This is a genomic window from Bombella pollinis (assembly GCF_026385485.1).
GTDB lineage: Bacteria > Pseudomonadota > Alphaproteobacteria > Acetobacterales > Acetobacteraceae > Bombella > Bombella pollinis.
In genome coordinates this window covers 155,826-182,417 of record NZ_JANIDX010000003.1, presented here as the reverse complement: position 1 = coordinate 182,417, position 26,592 = coordinate 155,826, and the positions used below count along the sequence as shown (strand labels likewise).

Here is a 26,592-nt window from a genome sequence, read left to right as displayed (position 1 = left end):
AGTCAAGCAGCCCTTATCTCATCATTATGGCCGTATATGCCCCGCCCCATGCACCTCATAACGATAACTCGTTAGTTGAAAAGGCCCAATCGGCCCGCGTGGTATGGCACGCTCTGCCACAATCGCCACCTCTCCCCCAAGGCCGAACTCCCCACCATCGCTAAACTGGGTCGAGCTATTCCACATCACAATAGCACTCGGAATACGCGCCATAAAATAACGCGCTACGGCTTCATCCTCTGTCAAAATCGCTTCAGTATGGTGGGAGGAAAAACGTGCAATATGCGCTAGGGCCTCGTCAATATTGGCCACAACAGCGATATTAAGCACTTTATCCAACCATTCTGTCGCGAAATCCTCCTCTGTTGCCGCAGGCAAGGTTGGCAGAAGGGCACAGGCGGCCTCATTCGCGCGAAAGCTACAGCCCTCTGCGCCGAGGTCTGCTACAATCAACGGGAGAAGCTGCGGTGCAATGGCAGCATCTATTAAGAGCGTTTCTGTCGCCCCACATATGCCGGGACTACGCAGCTTGGCATTACGCAGCACACGCCTTGCCATCATAGGCTCTGCCGCAGCATGAATATAGCTATGGCACAACCCCGCCGCATGCGCCAAAACCGGCACGCGTGATTCCCGCTTGATACGCTCTGTCAAAGCGCGATCGCCACGGGGAATGATGAAATCAACCAACCCAACAGCCTGCAATAAGGCCGCACGCTGTGCCGCATCCCCATGTGGAATGAGAAGAACGGCATCTTCTGGCAAGCCCGCCTGTCGCAAGCCACGCTGAATCACTTCATGAAGGGCCTGCATACTATGGGCACTCTCCGCCCCACCGCAAAGCAGTATCGCATTGCCTGACCAAAGACTTTGTAATGCCGCATCCCAGCCTATCACCAAGCGATGCTCGAAGATTAGGCCTAACACCCCCAACGCTATGGCAACACGGCGGATTTTTAAGCCATTGGGCCGTTCCCATTCCCCTAGAACCTGCCCAACAGGGTCCTCCATCTCCGCAAGAGCCTCGGCCTTACGGGCCATTCCTTCCAAACGCTCATCTGTTAATGTTAATCGCGCTTGTAAAGAAGGGCTAAGAGCAGACCCACCTATATCATGCTGGTTCGCTGCCAGCACAGCCGCCTTATCCGCCCGCAATGCAGCAGCTATATGGTACAGGGCGTCTTGACGCTGTTTTGTCGGGCTTAGAGCCACACTCTGAGCCGCTATACGCGCACGCTGTGCGAGATGTTGCACCGTCATAGGCATGACCTATCTCCCTCCCTACCCTACATTAGGGGGCCAAGGCTCCTTGAGCGGCCCAGCTCTCAATCTCCCTCATCCCAAGCTGAATATCCGCTAAGGAAAAGCTGTAGGACCACGCCTCACCCTGCTTTGTTTGCGCGCTTAAATACCCCATTTGCCCCGTTGCTAGGGCCTGAAGCTGCTCAGCCGTCAAAGCCTGCTGCACCATGCAGCCCGTACCATCGCATGATTGTATCGTCAGCGGGATAGTCGTCCCTTGGTCAATACGGAGAGACGGCGCAGCCTGCATCCCAAATGGCAAGCGCGTGGGTAAGTTAAAGCTTATCTCCCATGGCTGTTGTGCCAAAGGGGCTGTCTTCATATTCGGTGTGGTGTGTGTAAAGAGGAGAAAACCGCTATCAATCGTTGTGCCGCTCATATGCTCAAGCTGAATAATGCAAAATTGCGTCACTTGTGGGCTGCCTTTGGCAGGATACGCACAGCCATAACGCCACGGCCCTGCAAAAGCGGACCGCGCAGCAACACCCGGATGCTCTGCGGCCATAATCTCCGGCATGCCCCCACCTTTTTGCGTGACAGACGCAACAAGAGCCGCCTCATCCGCCCATGCTGGTACCGGCATAAAAAATACGAGCAATGCAGCAAGCACACCCCCAAACATATAACCATCATGCCGCATTTTCATTCCTTCCCACACCGCTCTCATACCCCCCCTTATGGCCCTGCTGCTTTTGGGACCTCACAGGACTGACATTCCGGCTGCGTCTCAGTAAATCTGGTCACATTATCAAGCATGAACCGAAAGTTCATAAAGCCCAGATTGTAGAACCATTTTGTGCCATTCTTCAACGTCACTGTCAGATGGGCATGTTTTGCTTGTTTAAGAGATTGTACAAACGCGTTTGATACCTCGGGGCGAAACGCCGCTTTGCATTTCTTACCGTAACACACATCCCACCCTATTGCCATTGGTGGGCCGTGGTCCACCACAAGCTGTAGAGGGCTGCTCTGGTCTGCCTCTACCATATCTGGGAAGATAACCAGCACAAACCATGGATGCTGCGACGATGGGGCTTCCTCACGCGCTAAGAATATCTCGCCACCTGATAAAAAATTATCTGTTACTGTCCCTCCCATAAAAGGACGACTAACCCAACATTTGTTAACGTTATTATGCCACTCTGGCGTCCCGGGGAGGCATCCCAACCCCCAGCTCCACCAGTTCCGCGCCAAACTCGTCCTTACCGCGCCTCTCACCTGCTCAGTACCTGTATCAAAAGGCAGATGAGGATTCCCCCAATCCACGCGCGCAAAAGCGTTACTGCCCCAACATAAGAGGCAAGCCAAGAGGCCGCTCTTTACCAACGGCATTACCCTCTTTTGCAGAACAAAACGTACCATGATAGCCCCTTACAAAAACGCCCAGCCTTATAATGAAGGCTGGGTATCTCTATTTACGAGAGCATAGCCCCCAAATAATATGGGAGTTCGCAACCCACTCCATCATAATCCACATATTAGGGGATTAATTCACCATGCTCAATCCAGCTATCAACCTGTGTTAGACCTGTATTTACAACATCCAAAGAAAAGTCATAAGAATAGACTGTGCCGTTCTTCTGCTTTGCAGTGAAATGCGCCTGTTTTTTAGTCTTCAAAGCCTGAATAACAGCCTCCGGTATAGCCGGAATCCGTACGCTGCATCCTAAATCTGTACAAGACCGCCAATTAATAGACAAAGTCGGACCTTGCTCAATAACTAACTGAGCAGGCACGCTTTGGTCCACCGCCACAGATGCCGGGAAAACGACGGAAACCCCCCAAGGCTGCTGCGCAATGGGTCGAGCCTTCATATCCGTTGTTTGACGTAAAAACATCACCATCCCATTTTTGCTAGTTTGCTAGGGGGTCTTACCTATGGCAAAAGCACGGCCTACCATACATACCGTAGCACTTGCTGGACTAGCCTTACCCGGATAGACACACCCATACCCCCATGGACCCATTGTCATCGCTTTTTTCACAAAGCCGGGACTTGCTGGTACAGCATCAGGGGAGGTTCCTGCATGAGCATAAGAGCTACCAGCAAGACACACAGCCAGCGCGCATAGGCCGCCTTTTACAAAACGCATCATTCTTATCTTTATCCTTATCATAGGCATATTTTGCAACGGACGCTAACGCATTTACCCCGCAAAGCCAGCACTACACGCCCAATGCCTCTGCCTATATTCCTTAAAAACTCTGTTAGTTAATGCCTTAATGCACGATTAAGGGGTTAACTCACCATGCTCAATCCACTGGTTAATCTGTGTAATGCCCGTATTCACCCCATCCAGGGTAAAATCGTAAGACCATAGCGTGCCATCTTTCTGCTTCGCTATAAAACGCGCCTGCTTTCCCGCCTTCATTATCTGGAGAAAATCCTCATAGAGAACCCTAGCAATAGTCTGACATCCTAAAAAGCTACAAAACGCCCATGGAATTAAAACTTTATGCGTCTGATCTACCACAAGTTGCGCTGGCACTGTTTGGTCAACTGCCACAGCTCTGGGAAATATTACAAGAACCCCCCAAAATTGTTGGGCGATCGGCTTCTGCGCCACATCAGACGTTACGCGCAAAAAGATTGCAGACCCACCCATAGCCCCCGCCAACACACCTGAACGAAAAGGCCCACCAACCCCACAACTAATTATATGAGCTTTGCCCGTTTTATCAGGGTACGCACAACCATACCCCCACGTCCCAATACGCGCTGACTTTGTAAGCAAACCGGCACGAACAGGTATTGGGGCCGGAGAGGCCGCATCCTCAGCATAAGCAGCATGCCCCCCAATATAGCCAACAAGAAGAATGACCACAGCCCACATGCCATTCTTTATAGAGAGAGAACATTCCCCCGTTTTCACTCATCCGTCTCATACCCCTATATAAAGATACCCAGCCACTATGCGAGGCCGGGCATCTTTATACTTATGGTATGCCATCATCAACGCATTTAGAGCAAATGCTTCAGTAACGCGCTCCGGTAAATCAAAGAAAAACCCCAGAAAATCAAACTAATCGCTACATAAAAGCCTAAAGCAGCCTGTGCGGTGATGGGGTTTAAGCACAGCAGCATCACACCGAGAACGATATTCACTAACGCATCAATCGCCATAAAACCACGGCCATAGGGAGAGGCCCCCATACCTGCAAGCTCCATCACACCACGGACGATGAACCAAGCGGCGATCCACACCGTTAAACCAATCGCGGCACCAATCGGATTAAAGAAAATCAGACCCGCTAGGACGATAAAACATATCCCCAAAAGCCCATCAAGCATTTTGCGCTCCATGGCATTACGGCGGAAGACATCAACCAATGTACAAATCCCTGCCACGAACAATAAAGCAGCGATCAACGCTGTGAGGGAGATGAAGGTCAATACCGGCGTTATGGCCATTACAAGGCCTGCAATGACAATCAATATCCCCATAATCAAGCCGGAATTACCTTCCTGCTGTAGTAACGAGCCTTCTTTCTTTTCCACCATGGACGACCTCCTTCTACAATCACTCTTTCTGCATGGCGCATCCTTAACCATCTGGCAAGTATGGGAAGCCATGCATGATAGGCGGGGCATTCTCTCTTGGCGTCCTTTATAATCCTCTTGTAGCGTTACAGCCCTAACCATTAAGAGGGAGGCCCCATGACCCATGCAAGACTCGTGCTCATGCGCCACGGGCAAAGCCTTGGTAATCATGCTAATCTCTTCACCGGATGGTATGATTTAGACCTCTCCCCCGCAGGTCATGAAGAAGCCAGAAGAGCAGGCCGCCTGATGCGCGCGCATGGCTTCCAGTTCCATGCAGCTCATTGCTCTATGCTCAAACGCACCATCCATACTTTATGGCATTGCTTGGATGAGCTGAACCAAACATGGCTCCCCGAACATAAAAGCTGGCGGCTAAATGAACGTCATTACGGTGCCCTACAAGGGCTGGAGAAAAACGACATTATTGCCCGCTATGGGGCTGAGCAGGTCCAGCAATGGCGGCGCGGCTTTGCCATTACCCCACCGGAAGTTGAGGAAAACAGCCCCCATTATCCCGGCCATGACCCGCGCTATGGCAGCCTCCCCCGCGCTGACCTCCCCAAAGGAGAGAGCCTCGCTACGACCATAAAGCGCGTCCTTCCTTATTGGCAAAACACACTCCGCCCCAGCTTACAGGCGGGGCAATCCCTACTTGTCATCACCCATGGGACGGTTATGCGCGCGCTCATCAGTCAACTAAACAGCCTCAGCCCGGCAGAAACCTGCACGCTAGAACTCCCCACCGGCACCCCGCTCGTCTATGAGTTTAAAGCCGATGGTAAAATAGAACGCGCTTATTACTTAAAGGCGCAAGACGAATAATGCACCTTCACTTTACTCCCTGACACATTCCGACAATGTGTGCCCTGTCTCATCCTTCCATTCTATCCATCCATTTGCTGCACGCCCCAATAAAAAACTAGCGGCAGGGGATGGATTTGTAAAAACTCTATCTTGCATTAACCGTAATTTCTGCCCCTCCCACTTCAATATCCCTTCCTTAATAGCCCTCTCTCGTTGTGCGACACAGCTCGGGGAATAAGCCCTCAAACCCTTTGATTCTACTCGCCCGTAAGAGCCTTTAAGAACGACCATCCCCTCTTCCGTATAAATACCGCACCCTTCCACGCCATCTCCTCGGCAGAAAAATAATTTCTCTACCTCAGAAAGCTTCTCATCCTCTCTCACCTGCCCTTTAGCGACACTCCTTTTCAATTTTAGTTCAAAAAGAGGATACCCTAGGGTTGTCAATAAAATATCAATCGTTCCAAATAACTCTACACATTCGGCTTTTATAGAAGGATGAACTTGCGGCAAAATACCCGTATTACCGTTGCTCAATATGTACCGTTCCACCTCTTTTGTTTTTTGTATCGCCATTGCTTCCAGAAAGCGACCATGTGCTACATTCAAGCTCTCCGCACGCGATACAACCACCACTGCTTTATTCCAAAAATCCTTACTCCTATTATGCTCTTTTAATCGCTCACCTAGCCGCTCTGTTTGCCCTATATAAACTTGGGGATGTTCTGTTTGTTCATCTTCACCAAACAAAAAATAAAGCCCCACAGCTTGAGCTTCTGACATCCTCATAAAACGATCCAGCTGCGCCCTTGGAATCTCAATGACATTTACAAGGCGGGTCGTCACCCAGGCCACACGAAGACTTTGCGGATTACCAAATGGCAAAAAGACCTGAATTGTTTGAGGGTGCATTATTGTCACTCCCTATCCTCTCTAAGAAGTAACGTCATGTACAGAGTATGACACATATGCTTCTCCCCACCTATCCACAGCCTCATCCCCACATCATCCACCATTTCATCCGCCAAAATTGTGAGTAACTCCGTTGGAGCGTGGGACACATGGGGCATGGGAAAAAGCATTAGCAATACCCTGCCCCTTGAGTTGCCGTCACGAGGCTAAAGAGGGCCGTGCCACAGCACATATATAGGATATTCCGTTTCGGCCCACCAAAAGTGAGGTTGGAGCAGCCAATGGGCAAACGAATACGGCCTATCATCTTTCCTTCTGGGTTATAAATCAGCACACCGCACAGCCCTAACGGCCCCCATGCCCCGCACCAAAGATTACCCTCCACATCGGCACGGAGACCATCAGGGCGCATCGGATGGCCTGCTACGGTGAAATCCGTAAAAATCCGTCCATTTACCGGGCGGCCCTGCTTTATATCGAACACATGGATGCTGTGGTCTGGCAAGGGCGGTTGCGCACCCAAAGCAACACCTGATGAAACCACATAAAGCTTTGTGCCATCAGGTGAGAAGCAAAGCCCATTAGGGCCAGCAACATCCTTTTGGGATAGTACAGCCTCTATCTTGCCTGTCTGCCCATCAATGCGGAATGTATGGTCCTCCTGCCGCTGCAACCCGCCATATTGGCTTGTCAGCTCAGCATCCAAATAAGGATTCAGATGCCGATGAGGGTTTGCTGGCCCCTCCGCATCAGCATGGCCTTCTACCACACCATCCCCATAGCCGGGGTCGGTAAACCAGATGCTCCCATCAGGGGCTACAACAACATCATTAGGAGAGTTAAGCGGCTTACCGCGATACCGGTCGGCCAAGACGCTTGCTCTGCCATCATGCTCCCAACGGATAACACGGCGCATCCCATGCTCGCAGGTAATTAACCGGCCTTCTTCATCAAATGTATTGCCATTAGCATTATAGCTCTCCCGGCGATACACGCTGATATGCCCTTGCGGCCCATCCTCTGGATCATACCGATATTGCCGGCTTGCAAGCGTATCACTAAGTAGGAGGAACCGCCCAACCGTACACCATGCTGGCCCCTCCAACCAGCCAGCCCCTTGCCATACACGCTGTAAAGGGGCGTTGCCGTAATTCACCTGCCCAAAGGCGGGGTCCAAAACTAATATATCGGGGTCAGGCAGATTAACCGGCGGAGCCTCTGCCCCCCACGGGCGCGGGGGCATGCTCGTCACACTCAGCCCAGAGGCAATCGGCCCGATGGCCCGCCCTGCAATGGGGGTAGCCGCTAAACCCACAAGGCCACTCAACACACCACGCCGGGTTAAGCACATATGCCGCGCCCTCCTTTGTGACACCTTTGCTTTGATGCTCATGCCCTGCCCTCCTCATCTAAAATATTCGCCACCCTACCGCGGAAGGCTCCGGCTTATAAACTGATGAAGATGCAGGGCTGCTTCTCAATACCCGAAAGCAAAAGCCTGTTGCACATCTCCAACATCCCGCACATCTGCCGCTAAGAGAAGTTGGAGCAATATCCGAGCCTTTTGGGGGTTTAGGTCATATGATGCCACAAAATGATGCGCATTATCATCAACCTCTACATTCCGGTTAACAAACCCATCCCCCACATGGCTAGAGCGCACAACCACAAGCCCCGCTGCTACGGCACGGTCCAGTGCTTTCATAGCCGAGGCAGAGACATTGCCATCGCCCATCCCGGCAATCACAAGCCCTTTTACCCCTGCACGAATGGATTCATCAATCTGCCGTCCATCCATATCCGCATGAGCGTAAATCACATCAACAGCTGGCAAGCTCTGCTCTTTGGGGAGTGCCATCGCCAAACGCGAGCGCGGTGGGGCAAAAAAACGCACCGCTGCCGGGTCCACAATCCCAACAGGCCCTGCATGACGGGAGGTAAAGGTTTGCAACGCTGTGCTATCAGCCTTACTCACCCAATGGGCCGCATGGATTGTATCATTCAGCACCACCAACACACCCCGCCCACGTGCGTGGGGATGGGTAGCGACCTGCACAGCCTCGTAAATATTCGCCGGACCATCCGCACTAATGGCTGAGCCAGGACGCATAGAACCTGTCATCACCACAGCTTGCTCATGATGCAACACAGTATCGAGGAAGAAGGCCGTCTCCTCCATCGTATCCGTGCCGTGGGTGATAACCACCGCATCCGCCTCATGATGAGCAAAGGCGGCATTAATCCGCTCTGCGAGACGGAACCAGACCGTATGATTCATATCCTGCGAGGGAATATTAGCAATTTGCTCCACCTGAAGATGCGCAAGCTTGTCCAGCCCCGGCACGTTCGCGATGAGTTGCTGGCCTGTTGCCGTCCCGGCATCATAACCAATGGCCGAGCGTGGGTCAGCCTTGCCCGCAATCGTGCCCCCTGTGGCTAAGATAAGAACACGCGGTAAGGGCCCCTGCCCTGTGCTTCCCCCGCCAGACGCAGGAGCGGCCGCCATAAGGCTTGTCCCCCAAGGTAACATCGTCAACACCATAAAAACTGCCCTTATGTAAGCTTTCATCCCCATAGCCCCCTTCATCATCAACACGCACCTCCCCTACACAAGGGCCACGATGAGCGGGCCCAGCAATGTGAGTAATACATTGGCAAGTGCATATGTAATCGCAAACGGAATTGTAGGGCTACTATGACCCGCTTTGGCTAAAATCTCCCCAAAAGCAGGGTTAGAACTACGCGTCCCCGCTAAAGCCCCGGCAAAGAGAGCCACATTGCGATAGCCTAATACAAAATAGCCAATCAATGCCGTAATCATGAGGGGGATAAGCGTTACCAGCCCCCCTAATAACAGCAACATAACCCCATGCTCTGCAATCACTGCTACGGCGCGTTGCCCAGTTTGCAGGCCCATCACTGCCACAAACCCCGCTAAGCCAAACATGCTCCAAAAGGCACAAACCGATGAGGGCATAGCCCCATAATGAGGGTGCCGCCCTTGCCACCAGCCAAACACCAAGCCAGAGAGCAACGCTCCGCCCCCGCTCCCTAATGTAAGGGGAATATCCCCCCAATGAACCACCACCAATCCCAGCAACAATCCCGCTGCAACGCCGAACATATTATAAACAAGGTCCGTCCCCACTGGCAGAATAACCGGCGGGATGGCTGAATGTTTTGACGTTCCTAGCAAAGCATCCTCAGTAGGGGTAAGCCCTGTATTACGCGCATCCTCCGCTAAAGACCGGCCCATGCAAAAGGGCAGAATATTCACACAAAAAATGATTGTGCCGATAGAGCCAAAAATGTAGGTCACCGCATAACCAATGGCGACATTACCTTGTAATTGCTGTACTTGCGCTAAAGGCAGACCTAACTTTTCTAAGGCCGATCCTGCGGTGCCAATCATCGCAGATTGGGTCAATCCCCCAGCCGCTAAGCCCGCAGCCATCCCTTTATCTAAATGAAATAACCGGCCTAGGATAACAACCGTGCCAAGGCCGCTCATGGCCATAATCACCGCTAAGGCGATTTCCTTACAGGATTGCCGCCCTAAAGAGCGGAAAAAACCCGGCCCGCTGCGATAGCCCACCGCATAGATGAACAAGACAAAAAGGACCGTTTTAAGGTTGGAGCTAATCTGCACACCATATTGACTGAGCAAAACTGCGACTAATAAAGACCCTGCCACCCCACCAAGCTGGAAGGCTCCGACCTTTATACGCCCTACCAAATACCCCAACCCGATAGAGAGGAAAAAGGCCAGCTCCGGGCTTTCAGCAAATAAATGCGAAAGCCCAGAGGCTATAAAATGCAACATCCTAAACCCTTTTCCTCATCGGCTTAATAGGGGGCATAGCACTACCCCCTTGGCGTCGTTACTCCGCCGCTGTAAAAATTTCTTCTAAATGCTCAAGAGAAACTTTCTCCAAGCTATCGGAGATAGACTTCCCATCATGGTCGAGCTTCTCAATCTCATAAACCACAAAACCATCATTATCATAATGAACATGCGTGACGATAAAGCGATCACTCGCTTCGCCTTCCCCACGATGCTCCTCTGTCTTTTTAAGTATTTGTCCCTTTTGGAAGGGGAACTTCTCTAATTTTTCGTCATCAATTTGTCGGACAGCGTGGTTCCACTCTTTAAAAGTCTGCTTAATGACGGAATAAATCTCCGTAATATTGGGGAACTCCTCCACATCTTCCGTTGTCAAAACCTCAACTGTAGCAAGGTCAGACCCGAAATTGGCTTGGAGCTGATAAATGTCTGGGACCACCGTGCGGACAGCCTCCAAAACACGCTCAAGAAACTCTGGCCCATACATAGATGAGTTAAAATTCAACATCTTAGAACGATCAAGCGTAATAGTAATTTTGGCAGTTGTGGCCATAACGCCCTCCTGGATAAAAAATTGCCAACCTCATTTTACCAAATTGCTACCACCCAGCACAGCCCCTACGCTCATAGAAAGGGCATTATACCCAAAAGGCCCCTCCCCCTTTCACGCCGCCATCACTATGAAGTAGATCATAGAAAAATAAATGTATTTTATCACATATATATAATAATCTTATTGTTAATTGTTAGGTAATAATTCCAAAAATATTAATAAATAACTTCATTTAATCTGAAAATATCCTATACCATCAAAAAATACTTTCAAAAAAATCTTATTCATTCATATTCCCCTCCAAAGCTGTAAAGAACGCTTGGAGTGTTTCATGCCAACAATCTCAACCGCCATCACTCACGACAATAAACCTCTTGATGATTCTGTGAACCTACCGTCTCGCCTTCATTTTCTTGGTCTTACTGAAAAAGAATGCCAAATAATCCGGCGGATTGAGCCTTATATTACCAAAGCCATCCCTCATGCGTTGGATATTTTTTACGACCTTGTTGCTAAAGAGCCAAAAACAAAAATATTCTTCTCTTCTAAACAACATATGCAACAGGCCAAACAGGCACAACTTGGCTATTGGCGTCATATTGCTCTGGCTAATTTTGGGACACAATTTGCCGATACAGTCCGGCGTGTTGGTAAAACCCATGCCCGCATTGGGTTAGAGCCCCGTTGGTATATTGGGGGCTATGCCGTTATTTTAAGCCACATTATCCAAGATGTTACCGCACAACTTGTCCCTGCTGTCCCTTTCTTACCGCCAAAACTCCCCCTACGGGAGCTTGCATCTTCTTTCGCCTGCCTCTTAAAAGCAGTCTTTTTAGATGTGGACCTCACTATCTCTATCTATATTGAGGAGACTAAGAGGAGCAATAAAGAAGAAATGGCAAAGCTTGATAACGCTATTGAGCAAGAGCGTCAGTTCGTCACTCAAAGCTTCGGCCATATCATCAACGCATTAGCCGATAAAAACCTCTCCCTCTCTGTGGAAGGTGACCTCCCCACAACCTATCTCCCCATGCGCGATGACCTCAATCACGCCATCGCTACATTATGCCAAACCCTCAATATCATTAAGGAAACAACTGGCAGCATTGATAATACAGCCGATGAGATAAATAGTGCTGCCCGCGACCTTGCTCGCCGGACTGAAAAACAAGCGGCATCTGTCGAGAAAACAGCCGCCGCAGTGGAGCAAATCACCGCAACTGTGTCATCCACCGCCGCCCGCGTGTTAGAAGCTAATCACTTTGTGAAGGACTGCCAAACTGCCACAGAACATTTCGGCACGATGATTCACCGAGCCCATGAGGCAATGAAAGGAATCGAACGCTCTGCCGAAGCGGTGAATAAAATCACCAATGTGATCTCTAATATTGCTACCCAAACCAACCTCCTTGCCCTCAATACAGGGGTAGAGGCGGCTCATGCAGGAGAGGCGGGCAGCGGCTTCCGCGTGCTTGCCCAAGAAATCCGTAAATTAGCCAACCGTGTCGGTAACGCCTCTGAAGAAGTGAAAGAACTTATCAGCACATCCCAAAACCACGTCACCGCAGGCTCCAGTATTATGAAGGATGCCAGTAATGCCGTGGGTACTATCATCTCCAACGTGGCGAACATTAACTCACATCTCCAAGAAATTACTAAAGCTACATCCGAGCAAGCCTCCGCTTTGAAGGATGTAAATAGTGCCATTGCCACCATCGACCAAGGCACGCGGGAAAATGCCGCCATGGTGGAGGAGACATCCGCCGCAACTGCCAATATGGCCCAGCGTACACGCCAGCTCCGCCACCTACTAGGGGAGTTCACCCTACAGAACTAACCTAACACACCATATACATACCCATATAAAAAAAGCCCGGAGCATCTATCCCCGGGCCTTTTTGCAAGGAGGGTGGAAAACTACCCCCCTTTATAGAGCAGAGCCTTATTTGCCCTGATGCTCTGCGCGATAACGCTCACCTAACGCATTAGCCGCTACCATAGCGTGATACACATCATCTGGCGTCACCTTAAAGGGTAGGTTCCCCATTGTGTCGTTCTTATCGCAAGCGATTTCAGCAACTTTGCGCCAATCTGCCTCAACAAACTCTTTTACGCCAAGTTCCTTCAGCGTCATGGGCAGGCCAGCAACCCGCACGACACGCAAGACTTCCTCAATCTCTTCCTTCGGCGCATTCTCAAGGACGAGCTGGGTCATCAAACCAAAGACCACTTTTTCACCATGCTGAGCGTGGTGGAGGTCCTCAATCGCGGTCATACCGTTATGCACCGCATGGGCTGCGGCAAGGCCGCCTGTCTCCGCCCCGGTCCCACTAAGATAGATAGTCGCCTCGACCATCTCCTCCAAAGCGCGGGTCGGCACTTTATTGCGGACGGCATCCATAGCGAGATCCACATTCTTACAGACAAGGTCGTAACACATGCGTGCTAGGCCCAACCCTGTACGGGACGGACGCTTACAAGAAAGGTTCATCCCATCAGCCTGATGGCAAGCCCGTGCCTCAAAATAGGTAGAGAGCGCATCACCAATCCCCGCAGCGAAGAAGCGTACCGGTGCACCAGCGATCACACTTGTATCAGCCACCACAACATCAGGATTCTGCGGCAGGAAGAGATAACGGTCAAACTCACCGGACTCAGTATAAATCACTGCCAGAGCGATACAGGGGGCATCGGTAGATGCAATGGTCGGGTACAGGATGATAGGCAGTTTGTAGTAATGTGCCACAGCCTTACTGGTATCGAGTGTTTTACCACCACCAATACCCACGATGACATTCGCACCCTGCTTTTTGGCTAGCTCACCCAGACGTTTAATCTCGGCATCTGTACATTCGCGATTAAACTTCTCGGCCTTCCCCTTCAGCCCTGCTTTCTCCAGCCCTGCGACAGATTCCTTCTGCACGCGCTCAACGAAGAACTCATCGCTGATGATGAAGGCATTATCGCCGAAATCCTTTACAACATCATGTAGCTGAGCCAGCAGACCCGTACCGATGACAAATTTCTTAGGGGAAGCAACGGTGCGTGGGATATTGTTAACCATACTCAAACTCTCCTATCAAGCATATGAACAATGCTGAATACCCCCTTACGCTACGCCCTTCTTACGCGCTTGACTAGAGGGGGGAGCGTATTTCCCGGCATGACTGCATGTAGTGAACTGCATAGGTTTTTGACTATTACCCTTCTTTACCTGAAAAACTCTCCCTTTCCTTTAATAATGGGACGAAAATACCCCTATTTATAGGCACTCCGCCCTCTCCCTATTATTTTATACAGGACCATCTACGGCCTCATCACCTCCGCAAGGAGAACATAATATTATCCCCTACATCAACCTCATAATAACGGCATATTATCAATCAAACGCACCGCCCCTAGCCGGACTGCTAATAACGCCAAGGCATGAGGCGGGATAATCTCCCCCTCGGTATGAAATGTCTCTGGGTTTACAATCATCGCATAATCAATGTCTGTCAGCCCTTCTGCCTCTAGGACAGAGCGCATTGCCGCCTCCAACACAGTACGGCGATGCTCCCCAGCACGCACACAGTCCCGCGCATGGCACAAAGCCCGATACAAAGCCGGGGCACGTTTGCGGTCCTCCTCCGTTAAGCGGCTATTGCGGCTAGAGCCAGCCAAACCATCTGCCTCCCGCCATGTGGGGGCGGTGATAATCTCTACAGGGCTGTTCACATCCTCCACCAAACGGCGAACAACCGCACATTGCTGCGCGTCTTTCTGCCCAAAATAGGCCCTTTGTGGTTGGATGATGTTAAATAACTTCGTCAGCACCATCGCGACCCCCGCAAAATGACCGGGGCGAGAGGTGCCCTCTAATGCAGCAGCCACACCGCCAAGGGACATCTGCGTTACAAAGCCTTCTGGATATAATTCTGCCACATCAGGGGCGAAAACACACGCCACACCTTCTTGCTGTAACAAGGCCACATCGCGCTCTAACGCACGAGGGTAAGTTGAGAGGTCCTCTGCCGAGCCAAACTGTATGGGATTGACAAAGATGCTCACAATCACCGCATCATTCTCCGCCCGCGCTTGCCTAACGAGGGAGAGATGCCCCTCATGCAAAAAACCCATTGTCGGGACAAAACCTACCGTCCCTAAAGCAGCACGCGCTTGCCGTATGGCTTGGATTGTTGTGCGGAGTTCCATCTCATCATCCCCTTCATCTAACGGCCCTATAAGCCTAGAGGCTCCTCCTTATCCTGTCTTATAAGACGATTCTATAGAGGGTTGCATAGAAAGCCCATCTTTCCCCTCGCTACAGAACAGGCTAACAACAGCTACAGCCTCCTCCTCACACGATATTATCGCCGGATACGCCCCTCTATGTGCCATCATGCTACGGCTCCTACTGCCCCTATTGCGATTATTGGTGCTGGCCCTGCAGGGCTTTTCGCTGCGGAATTATTGAGCAAGCGCGGCTATCAGGTTCATCTTTACGACCATATGGCGCGGCCGGGGCGCAAGCTCCTTATGGCAGGGCGTAGTGGCCTCAACCTCACCCATAGCGAGCCGCTAGAGACCTTCCTCACCCGCTATGGCCCCGCGCGCCATTGGTTAGAACCCGCTTTACGCGCCTTTTCCCCCACAGACCTCCAAAATTGGGCTGAGGGGCTTGGCACGCCTTGTTTTGTGGGCAGCTCTGGCCGGGTATTCCTGCACTCTCTTAAAGCCTCACCCCTTCTGCGCCAATGGCTTGCGCGACTGCAACAGCAAGGGGTGCAGCTCTTTCCCCATCATAAACTCATCGGCCAAGAAGGGCTAACCCTCACCTTCCAGACGCCAAAAGGGGGTGTAACGCAGCCTGCCTCGGCGGTTATCCTCGCCCTTGGGGGAAGTAGCTGGTCCCGCTTGGGCAGTGATGGCCAATGGGCCTCCCTCCTAACCCCTTATTGCACGCCGTTTGCGCCCTCAAATTGTGGCTTTATGCCCGACTGGCCGGATGACGTCCTCACCCGGCATGAGGGCGCCACATTACGCGGGGTTACGCTCAGCTTTGCAGGCCAGACCAAACGTGGGGACCTCATCATCACCAAACGCGGGCTTGAGGGGGCTCCCCTTTATGCCCTCTCGGCCCCTCTGCGTGAGGCCCTGGCGCAGAACCACCCGCGCCCTATCACCCTGCATCTCTCCTTACGCCCTACCTTAAAGGCGGACGCAATAAGGGAGCGTTTGGCACGCCAACGCCTGCGTGAAAGCCGGAGCAATAAGCTCCGCAAAGCCTTAGGGTTAGACCGCACCATGCGCGAGCTGCTCACCCTCCTCTGCCCCGAAGCCCGCAGCCCTGATGAGCTAACACAAGCGATTACGCATCTCCCCCTCACCCTCACCGCACCAGCCGCATTAGACCGTGCTATCTCAACGGCCGGTGGGGTCAAACAGGATGCTTTGGATGAGCATCTCATGTTCCATCATCAGCCCGGCTTATTCGCCTGTGGAGAAATGCTTGATTGGGAGGCTCCAACGGGGGGATATTTGCTCCAAGGGTGTTTTTCGACCGCTTATCTTTGCGCAGAGGGCGTTCATCTCTGGCTCTCTAGCGCATTGCCCGGTAAACTACCTGCATGAGTTCATCACAGTTTGGCCCCCTTCTCCTTGGCACGACCTCCCGCGGTGAGGATGCCCATATTGACCTCCCCGAATTGCTCGCTACGCGTTTGCTCGTGCAGGGTAATTCTGGCTCTGGCAAATCCCACCTCCTCCGCCGGTTATTGGAGCAGAGTGCGACCCTCGTCCAGCAAGTCATCATCGACCCAGAGGGGGACTTCGTCACCCTTGCTGAAAAATACGACCATCTCGTGATTGAGACAGATACACAATCCGAGGCCAGCCTCCGCGCGGCGGGGGAACGCGTGCGTATGCATCGTGCCTCTGTTGTGCTGAATCTGGAACAAAGTGAGGCAGAAGGGCAACTCCGCTCCGTTGGGGCCTTTCTGAGTGGAATGTTCGATACCCCACGCGCTTATTGGTATCCCGTCTTAGTCGTTGTGGATGAGGCGCAACTTTTTGCCCCCATCGCAGGGGGGGATACCTCTGATGAAGCGCGCCGCCTCTCCCTCAATGCCATGACCAACCTCATGTGCCGCGGGCGTAAGCGCGGTATGGCGGGGATTATCGCTACTCAACGCCTTGCCAAGCTTGCGAAGAATGTCGCCGCAGAGGCCTCCAACTTCCTTATGGGGCGGACCTTCCTTGATATTGATATGGCCCGTGCCGCGGACCTCTTAGGGATGGAACGCCGCGCTGCTGAGAGCTTTCGCGACCTTGCCCGCGGGCAATTTATGGCCCTCGGCCCCGCACTCGCCCGCCGGCCTCAACGGGTCACGATTGGCCCGGTGGAAACCGCAAGCCATGCAGGCGGCCCAGCCCTTATGCCCTTAGAGCAACCCTCCATGCCTGTGGAGGAATTACGCGACCTCATCTTAGAGCCTGTTGCCGAGCCAACACCCCGCCCGCGTAAAGAGCCTGCTGCCCCCAAGCCGGACCTCCTCGCCCAACTTGATGCCTATAGTGCAAACCGTGCCGCAGAGGAACAACAGCAAGCCAGCCTCTCCACCGATCCAGACCCAGAGACCCTCTGGCAACTTGTTGCAGAAACAGGGCAGGATAAAGACGCAGCCTATCGCCCGCTTGCTACCTTGTATCAAGACTTCCAAATGCGGGCGCGTTTAGCAGGATTCTCACGCAATTTACTGCCTATGGCGCGCTTCCAAACCATGCTCAGCACCATCCGATGCGGCCTAACGCGCGAGCAAGCTGAGAGCGAAGAATGGCAGGATATTCAACAACGGGCCGGACGCTTACCGGATGATATGCAGCCTGTTTATTTCCTCCTCGCCCGGGCTGCGATGGAGGGCAAGCCATGCCCTGATGATGCCGCCCTTGCCCGCGCTTACGGCACACACTCCTTAGGACGCGCCCGGCGGCAACTCACTTATCTGGAGACATGCGAGGCCATCATCTTACAAGGGACAGGTCGCCACCGCCGTGTTGCGATTATTGGGCCGGGCTGGCAAACCGCGGCTCTTTAATCACGGCTTGTTTCTTCCACCTCATGGAACATACGGTGCCACGCGGCAGCAAGGCCGGTTTGATGCGCGCTCTGCTCATCCCATGTGCCGGAGCGGCATTTATGCCCTAATAAAGTAAGAACCTGCTGCAACCGCCCGCGCGCCCATGTTACATTATGGGGCTGTAGGGTGAATTGCTCCCAATCAAGACGTTCTGTTCCATCACTATGCAAAGGCAGGCCCATATGGGCGGGCGGAGCCTTTAACCATAAGCCTGTTTTGGGATGTTGCAGGCTCACACGCTCTCCCTCCCGGAGGATACGGTAGGAGAGCAGCGGCTCCCGCTCATCATGGACAATATCCAAGCATGGTAAGCAATCATCCTCTGCACAGAGGAAGGCCACATCCCCCACAATAAGAGCCAGAATAGGTACATGCCAACGATTTGTAGAGCCACAACAAGAGACGATCTCGGAAGCAGTATGCAACATCACCGGCTCACCAAGACCAGAATAAAGCTTGAAGATACCAATCCTCTCCCCAAGGGAGGGCGTGGGAAGCATCGCGCGTGATACACGCGGCGCAGGAGGATGTTTCTCCTCCCGCATAAGCTGCGCTAAGCGTACCAAAAGCGCATTAGCGACATCCTCGGGCTTTTCGAACATACAGGCTTCATGAAAGCCATGTGGCGAAGGGACATGCGTTTGCCCGCTAGGCTTTACCTGCACATAAGCGACACGCGCATCATGCACAGCATCCATAAGAGGGAAGGAGCGATAGACGTGGTCATCAAAACATAAAGCAACGCCACGCACATAATCGGTGAAGATGGCCGTATGCCACGCAGACCCCATAAGACCAATAATAGGATGACACGCAAAAAGAGAGATTTGCTCCCGCACACTTAATTGCTCTGGGACCACAATCTTCACCCCGCGCTGCTCCAACGCTTTAATGAGCGCATCCTCATTCACCAACTGGCGGGATCCCGTCTTTAAAGCCGCACGGCTTAAATAAACAGGCTGCACCTTACGCTCTCGCATCTCCTGCGGGAGAGCACGTTCGCCTATCTGCCGGCAGATTTTGCCATAAGTCTCATATATAAAGCCATCCTCGCTAAAAGCCTGCCCGGGGAGGAGCAGCTCCTCCACAATAACGGGTAAATGCGGGATAAGAATCTGCTCGGCTTTAATACCGCAATAAGAGAAAAGCTCTGCCATCCACGGCGTGGCAAAAATCTCCCCCACGGTCATATCACTATGAAACAAAATATGCCGCTCTGGGTCGGGGTTCTGCAAACAATAAACCAAAACACCCAGACATTCCGTAATAAAATGCCCATAATGATTGCCAATAACACCACCGTAAATAATACGCTCTTTAAGGCGCAGCCGGTGCGATGATGTCGTAAGAGATGTTGTGAGACCTTGGCTTTTTACAGTTTGAGGGTAGTTGGAAAATAAAGCATGGTCGAGTATCTGCCGCCCTGTCTCCGAGAAAAGACCAAACGCCGTATCACGCCCTCCATCTGCCCGAGGAACATAAATAACATTACGCCTTATTTGGATCTCAGGCTGCCCGGGGAAAACACTGCCCTGTAGAGCAGGAATGGGGCAATCTACTAATGTCATCATGTTATGTCCCTCAGCCGGTCCCTCTTTATACGCGGTCCTACTGTTTTAGCGTCACAATAGCAAAGCCTCAATTTGATAAAATGATCCCCCTTCCTCACAAAAATAGCGGGGCCGAAACCCCGCTATTTCATCTCGTTAAAAAAACGTCCTAAACCGCATAAGCGGCCTTGAGTTAGAAGTTCTCCGGCGGAGGAACAACACGCAGACGTTCAATCACGCGGTCACGCAATTCCTCTGGGGTAGCATCACCCGGTACGCGGATAACAGGCTCATCATCCGTTGGCTCCTCAAGAGTAGCCAACTGGCTTGGCAGCAAGGAAGGTGGCATATAATGCCCCACGCGATGCTGCAAACGCTCCTCGATAATCTTCGGGTCTACCTTCAGGTAAACGAACTGAACCGGAATATGCTTAGCAAGAGCCTCGCGATATTTCTTCTTCAGCGCGGAGCAGGTCAGCACAGCACCTGTTCCCTTCTCGGCACATTTTGCCAGCCAGTCATGGCATAGCTCCAGCCAAGGCGCGCGATCCTCATCGGTCAACGGGTGGCCAGAACGCATCTTCTCCACATTCGCCTTGGGGTGAAGGTCATCACCTTCCTGAAACGGCCATCCAAGACTCTTAGATAGCAACTCCGCTACAGTCGTCTTACCGTTGCCAGAAACACCCATCACCACAATATAATGCGGAGCGATACCAGCGGCAGCTTTGGCTGCCTCTTGCTCTGTCATGGCGCCCATTGTTCAACCTCCCGTTCGGTTGCAACCAGTACATCGGTTGCCATATTGGGGAACAGTCCATGCTCCACCACACCTACAATCCCATCAAGGCGGGATGCTAATGCCCGCACATCCTCAATAGGGCCAAAGGTACAATCGAGTATTCTATTCCCATTATCGGTAGTAAGAAGCTCACCAGTAAGCTTCCTGCGGGGGCGGATTATCTTTGCCCCCATGGCTTCCAGACGGGCCGCCGTTGCCTCATACCCAAAAGGAACAACCTCCACAGGTACGGGCACCCGCTCGCCAAGCTGGTTCACCGGTTTTGTCGCATCGACAATAACGACAAAACGCCGTGATGCCTGCGCAACAATCTTCTCACGCAGCAAAGCCGCCCCTAGCCCCTTGATGAGATGTAGCGTCTTACGCTCAACCTCATCAGCACCATCAATGGTGATGTCGACTACAGAATGCTCTGCAAATGTTGTGATTTTAATCCCTGCTGCACGAGCTAAAGCAGCCGATTCCTCAGATGTTGGGATGGCTAGAATATCCAGCCCCTCAGCCACACGCTCGCCTAAGCGCTCAATCATGAAGGCGGCAGTACTGCCTGTGCCAAGCCCAACAACCATCCCCGATTCAACGAGGCTGGCAGCATAATGAGCAGCGGCACGTTTGCAGTCATCAACGTTCATGAAGGCTCTCCAGCAGCAGCACTGTCGGCCAGTATGAGGATTTCTCCCTCTGATACAATACACCCTGATGGGATGCTGCCATCCCCCTGACGCAAACGGGCCAACATTGGTACTTTATTTTCCCCCGTCACCAAAAAGACCACTAACTTGCTAGAGGCAATGGCTGGGTATGTCAGGGTAAGACGCTCATGCGGGGCTGTTTTGGGGGCGGATACCCCTACCCAAGCGGTTTTCTCTTGTAAAACAGCCTCACCGGGAAAGAGGGAGGCCGTATGCCCATCTGTCCCTAAGCCCAGCATGACGATATCAAAAAGGGGATGCCCTGCCTCTAATGTCTTACGGCCATAAGCATGTTCCAACACGGTTTGATACTGTGCGGCATCAGCTTGGGCGGTCCCTTTTGTCGGCATAGGATGAATCTGAGCGGCCGGAATCGCTACTTTGGAGAGCAATAATGTCTTAGCACTCGTATGATTGCTATCCTCATGGCCCTCTGGCACATGACGCTCATCCCCATAGAAAATCTCTACGCGTGACCAATCAATTTGTTGCGCTACCTCTGGACGTGCAAGAATCGAGAATAACTTTTTAGGGGTGGACCCACCAGAAAGCGCAATACGGGCCTTACCGTCCCGCTTATTACGCACCGTCTCTATTAATAGCTCTGCCATTTTCATGGCGACAGCATCAGCATCCTTCAACACATCCACAACGGCGTAGCGCATATCTGTTGTCATACCCATAACTCTCCGAATCACTAACTACCCTATTGTGATAGGGCTGCGGGTATAATGAACCTCTCTGCCGCATATGCCCAGCCATCTTCAGCAGGTGTTTTTGTCACATAGCGTGCCTGCGCCTTTACGCCCTCTGGGGCTTGGCCCATCGCAATGCTCATCCCCGCTACGCTCAACATCGGTAAATCATTCGGCGCATCACCCAAAACCGCTACATTCTGCGGGGTTACGCCATAAAGCTGGGCAAGCTCCCTCACCGCATCACCCTTATTGGCTAGGGCGGGCGTAATGTTCAATTTATGTGGTGCTGAACGCAACATACTGGCCCGCCCCCCAAAAGACGCAGGCAATTCAGCCTCTAACCGCGCGATTAAGGCCGTATCCTCCGAGCATACCATCACACGATTCACAGCCTCATCATGTGAGGAAAGTTCAGCAACTTCCCGCGGGGTGATGCTTGTTAAATTATGCTCGCGTTGTACTAAAGCCGTACTTGCATCCCTAACAAGCCATTCACGTTCGGTCTGGAACCATAGCTCTACCGGCAAGGGCGCAAGCCGTGCCAGCAAGGCTGTTACATCCTCGGGTGGGAAACGATAGCTCTTTAAAATTGTGCCATCAGGGGAAAAGAACACCCCCCCATTAAACCCCGCGCACGGCCCCTTTAGCCCTAACTGCCGCACATAAGGCAGAATCGCCGCAGGCAAACGCGCACTTACAAGCGCAACAGGGACATGATGCGCGGCAAGCTGCTCCACCGCTTTGCATGTCGCGGGGGAAAGGCGTTTATCGGGGCCGAGAATGGTGCCATCCATATCTGACAACACCAATTTGATTATGGGGGCTGTATCGCTCATCCTGACCATCCTCCTTAAAGGAGGCTAGGGGCGGATGCCCCCAACCGCCCCTTACGCCCTATACCAGGCCTTTTATTTTTTACGCTCTACATGCCCACCAAAGCCGTAACGCATGGCGGAGAGAGCTTTCTCGGCAAAATTATTACCTGTCCGAGAGCGGAAGCGTGTAAAGAGGGCCGCTGTCATCACAGGAGCGGGCACATCCTCCTCAATCGCTGCCTCAATCGTCCAGCGTCCTTCACCAGAATCCTGCACTTCCCCACTAAACTCGCTTAGGTCGGAAGAGCGGGCAAGAGCCTCGGCTGTGAGGTCTAACAACCAAGAGGAGACGACACTGCCACGACGCCACACCTCTGCAATATCAGCTAGGTGAAGGTCATAACGCTCATCTTCAGGCAATTTGGCAGAGTTCTTGCTGGCGAGAACATCAAACCCCTCGGCAATGGCCTGCATCATGCCATATTCGATGCCGTTATGAATCATCTTCACAAAATGGCCTGCCCCAGCAGGGCCGCAATAAAGATAGCCTTTCTCGGCCCGTTGGTCGTGACGGCCATCATCTTCACGGTCTGGCGTACGCGGCACATCACCAACACCCGGTGCCAATGCATCAAGAATCGGGTCCACATAATCAGCAGCATGTTTCTCGCCGCCATACATCATGCAATAGCCGCGCTCTAACCCCCACACACCGCCAGATGTGCCGACATCAATATAATCAATGCCCCGCTCACCTAGCTCTTTCGCGCGGCGAATATCCTCTTTGTAATAGGTATTGCCACCATCAATGATGATGTCACCCTTCCCCAAGAGAGGGGCAAGCTTTTGGATACAATCCTCAGTGACCTTCCCCGCTGGCAACATGACCCAAATCACGCGGCGTTCTTCCCCAGAGAGAAGCTCCACCATTTTCTCAAAAGTAGGAGCCCCCTGCGCACGCCCTGCCTCGCAACGCTCAACGGTGCGGTCGATAACGGCAGCGGTCCGGTCAAACGCAACGACATCATGGCCTTTACGAGTCAGGCGGACGGCAATATTACCGCCCATACGGCCTAGCCCAATAATTCCGATACGCATCCTCAAGCTCCTTTTAAAATCTCTGTCACCAGTTGAGCGAGACGGTCCAACCCTGCTTGCAACGGCCCTGTAATATGCACGCGTAAAGCACGACGCCCACGCGAGGCAAGAACATCGAAATCCCCTCTGGCCTGGGCGGCTTTGACAACGCCAAAGCTATACGCATAGCCCGGGATAGACAGGTCAGCAGCATCATCTGCCGTTATTTGGAGGAACACACCGCTATTGGGGCCTCCTTTATAGGCCTGACCTGTCGAATGGAGGAAACGCGGGCCAAACTGCGCTGCTGTTGCCACATGGAGCTGCTCTCTCAACGCCACCCTAACCGTCTGCTCCCAAGCGATATGAGCTTTATTTCGCTCAATGTAAGCCAGGAGACCAATATAATCATTCTTCCCTACGCGGTCAAAATGCGCTTTGAGGATGGCTTTGGCATCCTTCCCCGCCAAAGCCTCATGATTACGCTCATCAGCATAAAAAGCGAGGTTGCCATCCTTTGCAAAGGGGGCTTCCTCTGGCAAACGCCCTGTCTCTGCATAAGCTTTTGTCAGTTTCCGCGTCTCAACCTTGCTAAACTCCACATCAGGTTGATCGAACGGGTCAATCCCCAAAACAGAGCCCGCTACGGCTGTTGCAAACTCAAAGACAAAGAAGGCTTGGACAATCTGCTCCACCGTATCAAGATGCAGTGTCACGACTGGGTGACCTGCCTCACGCAGAGCTTTCAGCCCCGGGCTTACAGGCTCATGCCCAAGCCGCAACTCCACAAAGATGCGGTCATCACTATAGACATCCGGCCGGCCCAACGGCTCGCCATCAATAGGGATGAGCCCCGTACCGCTCTTACCCGTACTTTCTGCCAAAAGCTGCTCTAGCCATGCCCCGAGAGAGGCAATCTGCTCAGAGGCAACAAAGGTCACCTTATCCCGCCGGAAGGTCGTTGCCGCCACACCGAGAGCCAAACCAAGATTTATACCCGGATTCGTCACAGGGGGGACAGAGGCATCGCATGCCTCAATCATCAGCTGTGTGCAGTTCAACAACGCACGCACATCATATCCGGCAGCGGCTGCGGGGGTGAGACCAAAGGGGGAGAGAACAGAATACCGCCCCCCAATCTCTGGATTACCGTGGAAGATATGCGCAAAACCGTGATCCTGCGCTACAGTCTCAAGCGAGGAGCCGGGGTCTGTCACCGCTACAAAGCGGTCCCCCGGTTTACGGCCAAGGGCTGTCCCCGCTAAGGCCCAGAAATACGCAAAAAGAATATTTGGCTCGAGCGTGCTGCCCGATTTACTGGAAACGATGAAGAGTGTCTTGGTAGGATCAATCGCCTTAGCAAAGCTCGCAACCTGCTGCGGGTCCGTGCTATCCAGCACATGCAACTTCGGCCCGTCAGATACCTGGCCAAATATCTCCGCCAGAACCTCCGGCCCAAGGCTAGAGCCACCCATCGCAAGGAGCAGCACATCGCTATAACCGCGCTCTTTTACCTCGCGCTGTAAGGCCTCGTAGGCATTAATATGGGCCATGCCATCTTTAACGACATCAAGCCAGCCGAGCCATTTGCTCTCTGGCCCATTTGTCCAAACAGACGCATCGCGCTCCCACAGGCGGCGCACCTTACCATCCTGCGTCCAGCTTTTACCCGCTGCGACAACAGCGTTATCCAACTCATCCGATAATGCTAAGGATACTCGCATAAGACGTCCCCCCAAAACAGCCTCTCGGCGGGCTGCAACCGCACCGAGTAATCCATCAAAAGCAGCTTTAAACGCTGCTACACCTTCGCCCAACAACGTGGTGGTTACCGCTGGGAGATCAAGTCCTAGCCGGTCTGCATCCTCTAGAATCAGGCGCGATTGCTCCACATGATCCGCTAAGCGCGCTTGGGGCACACCATGGTCCCTAAACGCCTCAAGCGTATGTGGTGGTACCGTATTGACAGTATCCTCGCCAATCAGCTCCTCTACATAGAGGACATCACGATAGGTCTTATCTTTTGTACTCGTACTGGCCCAAAGCAAACGCTGGGTTTGCGCGCCCTTTTCTGCCAAAGCTTGCCAACGCGGACTCGCCACAACATGCAAATAATGTTGATACGCCATACGCGCATTGGCAATAGCAACCTTCCCACGCAAACGCTTCAACGCGTCCGCTTGCGGGTCCCTCGCAGCGATGCGCCGGTCTATCATCGCATCAATCCGCCCATCAATGCGACTTACGAAGAAGGATGCCACGCTCCCAATCTGGGCGATGGATTGACCTCTCTGAACGCGCGCCTCTAATCCACGCAGATAAGCCTCCAGCACGTTTTCATACATGGATTGAGCAAAAAGCAGCGTGATATTAACATTTATCCCCTCCGCAATGGCCTGCTCAATCGCTGGGAGGGCGGCCTCTGTCGCGGGGATTTTAATCATCACATTGGGCTGATTAACACGCTGCCATAACCTGCGAGCCTCATGCAACGTGGCCTCAGCATCATCAGCTAGATAGGGTGAAACCTCTAAGCTGACATAACCATCCCGGCCGGATGTCTCATCAAATACAGGGCGCAAGACACGACAAGCTTGGCAGATATCCGCCACCGCTACGGCTTCATACAAGGCACCAGCAGGCAAGCTCTCCTCACACAGTAGCTCCTGCACGGCTTCCTCATATTCCGCCCCTTGGCCGATAGCTTGCTCAAAAATCGCCGGGTTGGAGGTCACCCCTTTAAGGGCATCCTCCTTCACCAGAGAGGCCAAACGGCCTTCTTCAATAAAATCCCGCCTGATAAAATCGAGCCAAATAGATTGGCCGTATCCTGCCAGACGCGTAAGGGGGGTGTCCGGCTTACGCCCCATATCTTTCCTCC

The 26,592-nt window shown here is 52.6% G+C and carries 25 protein-coding genes; 4 read left to right on the top strand and 21 right to left on the bottom strand.

Features of this window, described 5'->3' with window-relative positions:
• Positions 1-24: 24 nt before the first annotated feature.
• The 7 genes from NQF89_RS04225 to NQF89_RS04195 all read right to left on the bottom strand — a co-directional run bounded on the left by NQF89_RS04225 (position 25) and on the right by NQF89_RS04195 (position 4,804).
• Positions 25-1,266, bottom strand: a complete 1,242-nt coding sequence (locus NQF89_RS04225) for a glutamate-5-semialdehyde dehydrogenase (protein WP_266137587.1) — start codon at positions 1,264-1,266, stop codon at positions 25-27.
• A 25-nt stretch (positions 1,267-1,291) separates the two neighbouring features.
• A complete protein-coding gene (locus tag NQF89_RS04220; RefSeq protein WP_196424576.1) occupies positions 1,292-1,942 on the bottom strand; it encodes an invasion associated locus B family protein in 651 nt (216 codons plus the stop codon).
• Between the two features lie 35 nt (positions 1,943-1,977).
• Positions 1,978-2,664 (bottom strand): hypothetical protein, encoded by a 687-nt coding sequence (locus NQF89_RS04215; RefSeq protein WP_266137586.1) that lies wholly within the window; start codon positions 2,662-2,664, stop codon positions 1,978-1,980.
• Between the two features lie 116 nt (positions 2,665-2,780).
• Positions 2,781-3,140, bottom strand: a complete 360-nt coding sequence (locus tag NQF89_RS04210) for an invasion associated locus B family protein (RefSeq protein ID WP_266137585.1) — start codon at positions 3,138-3,140, stop codon at positions 2,781-2,783.
• Between the two features lie 24 nt (positions 3,141-3,164).
• Complete coding sequence (locus tag NQF89_RS04205) at positions 3,165-3,398, bottom strand: hypothetical protein (protein WP_266137584.1); 234 nt, start codon at positions 3,396-3,398, stop codon at positions 3,165-3,167.
• A 135-nt stretch (positions 3,399-3,533) separates the two neighbouring features.
• On the bottom strand, positions 3,534-4,127 hold the full coding sequence (locus NQF89_RS04200) for an invasion associated locus B family protein (RefSeq protein ID WP_266137583.1): 594 nt from the start codon (positions 4,125-4,127) through the stop codon (positions 3,534-3,536).
• A 137-nt stretch (positions 4,128-4,264) separates the two neighbouring features.
• Complete coding sequence (locus NQF89_RS04195) at positions 4,265-4,804, bottom strand: HdeD family acid-resistance protein (RefSeq protein WP_266137582.1); 540 nt, start codon at positions 4,802-4,804, stop codon at positions 4,265-4,267.
• Between the two features lie 156 nt (positions 4,805-4,960).
• Between NQF89_RS04195 and gpmA the strand changes: the two genes are divergently transcribed.
• The gene (gpmA, locus tag NQF89_RS04190) at positions 4,961-5,668 is read left to right on the top strand and encodes a 2,3-diphosphoglycerate-dependent phosphoglycerate mutase (RefSeq protein ID WP_266137581.1); all 708 of its coding nucleotides are present in this window, start codon (positions 4,961-4,963) and stop codon (positions 5,666-5,668) included.
• A gap of 12 nt (positions 5,669-5,680) precedes the next feature.
• On the opposite strand, the gene NQF89_RS04185 is transcribed toward gpmA, so the two are convergent.
• The 5 genes from NQF89_RS04185 to NQF89_RS04165 form a co-directional block, all read right to left on the bottom strand.
• Positions 5,681-6,562, bottom strand: coding sequence for a GIY-YIG nuclease family protein (locus NQF89_RS04185; protein WP_155579122.1), 882 nt, complete (start codon positions 6,560-6,562; stop codon positions 5,681-5,683).
• Positions 6,563-6,731: 169 nt separating this feature from the next.
• Positions 6,732-7,955, bottom strand: a complete 1,224-nt coding sequence (locus NQF89_RS04180) for an SMP-30/gluconolactonase/LRE family protein (protein ID WP_266137580.1) — start codon at positions 7,953-7,955, stop codon at positions 6,732-6,734.
• Positions 7,956-8,039: 84 nt separating this feature from the next.
• Positions 8,040-9,104, bottom strand: a complete 1,065-nt coding sequence (locus NQF89_RS04175) for an asparaginase (RefSeq protein ID WP_230873245.1) — start codon at positions 9,102-9,104, stop codon at positions 8,040-8,042.
• Positions 9,105-9,167: 63 nt separating this feature from the next.
• A complete protein-coding gene (locus tag NQF89_RS04170; protein ID WP_266137579.1) occupies positions 9,168-10,385 on the bottom strand; it encodes an aspartate-alanine antiporter-like transporter in 1,218 nt (405 codons plus the stop codon).
• A 58-nt stretch (positions 10,386-10,443) separates the two neighbouring features.
• Positions 10,444-10,959 carry a hypothetical protein gene (locus tag NQF89_RS04165; RefSeq protein ID WP_155572864.1) on the bottom strand — a complete coding sequence of 172 codons (516 nt, stop codon included), beginning with the start codon at positions 10,957-10,959 and terminating at the stop codon, positions 10,444-10,446.
• A 331-nt stretch (positions 10,960-11,290) separates the two neighbouring features.
• On the opposite strand from NQF89_RS04165, the gene NQF89_RS04160 reads away from it, so the two are divergent.
• Positions 11,291-12,796, top strand: coding sequence for a globin-coupled sensor protein (locus tag NQF89_RS04160; RefSeq protein WP_155572863.1), 1,506 nt, complete (start codon positions 11,291-11,293; stop codon positions 12,794-12,796).
• A gap of 105 nt (positions 12,797-12,901) precedes the next feature.
• Here the strand turns inward: NQF89_RS04160 and NQF89_RS04155 are convergent, their stop codons facing one another.
• On the bottom strand, positions 12,902-14,023 hold the full coding sequence (locus tag NQF89_RS04155) for a glycerol dehydrogenase (RefSeq protein WP_155572862.1): 1,122 nt from the start codon (positions 14,021-14,023) through the stop codon (positions 12,902-12,904).
• A 296-nt stretch (positions 14,024-14,319) separates the two neighbouring features.
• Positions 14,320-15,153 carry a pantoate--beta-alanine ligase gene (panC, locus tag NQF89_RS04150; RefSeq protein ID WP_266137578.1) on the bottom strand — a complete coding sequence of 278 codons (834 nt, stop codon included), beginning with the start codon at positions 15,151-15,153 and terminating at the stop codon, positions 14,320-14,322.
• A gap of 177 nt (positions 15,154-15,330) precedes the next feature.
• Here panC and NQF89_RS04145 point away from each other — a divergent pair, with 177 nt between their 5' ends.
• Together NQF89_RS04145 and NQF89_RS04140 are read left to right on the top strand one after the other, a co-directional pair.
• Complete coding sequence (locus NQF89_RS04145; RefSeq protein ID WP_407652350.1) at positions 15,331-16,572, top strand: TIGR03862 family flavoprotein; 1,242 nt, start codon at positions 15,331-15,333, stop codon at positions 16,570-16,572.
• Positions 16,569-18,035: an ATP-binding protein gene (locus tag NQF89_RS04140; protein ID WP_155579117.1), complete on the top strand. Its 1,467-nt coding sequence runs from the start codon at positions 16,569-16,571 to the stop codon at positions 18,033-18,035. Before NQF89_RS04145 ends, NQF89_RS04140 begins: the two co-directional genes overlap by 4 nt.
• Here the strand turns inward: NQF89_RS04140 and NQF89_RS04135 are convergent.
• The 7 genes from NQF89_RS04135 to NQF89_RS04105 form a co-directional block, all read right to left on the bottom strand.
• The gene (locus NQF89_RS04135) at positions 18,032-19,648 is read right to left on the bottom strand and encodes a glycosyltransferase family 61 protein (RefSeq protein WP_266137576.1); all 1,617 of its coding nucleotides are present in this window, start codon (positions 19,646-19,648) and stop codon (positions 18,032-18,034) included. The genes NQF89_RS04140 and NQF89_RS04135 overlap by 4 nt on opposite strands.
• A 172-nt stretch (positions 19,649-19,820) precedes the next feature.
• On the bottom strand, positions 19,821-20,387 hold the full coding sequence (locus NQF89_RS04130) for a gluconokinase (RefSeq protein ID WP_155572857.1): 567 nt from the start codon (positions 20,385-20,387) through the stop codon (positions 19,821-19,823).
• Positions 20,375-21,061, bottom strand: a complete 687-nt coding sequence (gene rpiA, locus NQF89_RS04125) for a ribose-5-phosphate isomerase RpiA (RefSeq protein WP_155579115.1) — start codon at positions 21,059-21,061, stop codon at positions 20,375-20,377. The genes NQF89_RS04130 and rpiA overlap by 13 nt, the downstream gene beginning before the upstream one ends.
• Positions 21,058-21,798, bottom strand: a complete 741-nt coding sequence (gene pgl / locus NQF89_RS04120) for a 6-phosphogluconolactonase (RefSeq protein ID WP_155572855.1) — start codon at positions 21,796-21,798, stop codon at positions 21,058-21,060. Before pgl ends, rpiA begins: the two co-directional genes overlap by 4 nt.
• A gap of 29 nt (positions 21,799-21,827) precedes the next feature.
• A complete protein-coding gene (locus tag NQF89_RS04115) occupies positions 21,828-22,655 on the bottom strand; it encodes a Cof-type HAD-IIB family hydrolase (RefSeq protein WP_266137575.1) in 828 nt (275 codons plus the stop codon).
• A 72-nt stretch (positions 22,656-22,727) separates the two neighbouring features.
• A complete protein-coding gene (gene gnd / locus NQF89_RS04110; protein WP_155572854.1) occupies positions 22,728-23,732 on the bottom strand; it encodes a phosphogluconate dehydrogenase (NAD(+)-dependent, decarboxylating) in 1,005 nt (334 codons plus the stop codon).
• Between the two features lie 2 nt (positions 23,733-23,734).
• Positions 23,735-26,581 (bottom strand): bifunctional transaldolase/phosoglucose isomerase, encoded by a 2,847-nt coding sequence (locus tag NQF89_RS04105; protein ID WP_266137574.1) that lies wholly within the window; start codon positions 26,579-26,581, stop codon positions 23,735-23,737.
• Positions 26,582-26,592: the final 11 nt, after the last annotated feature.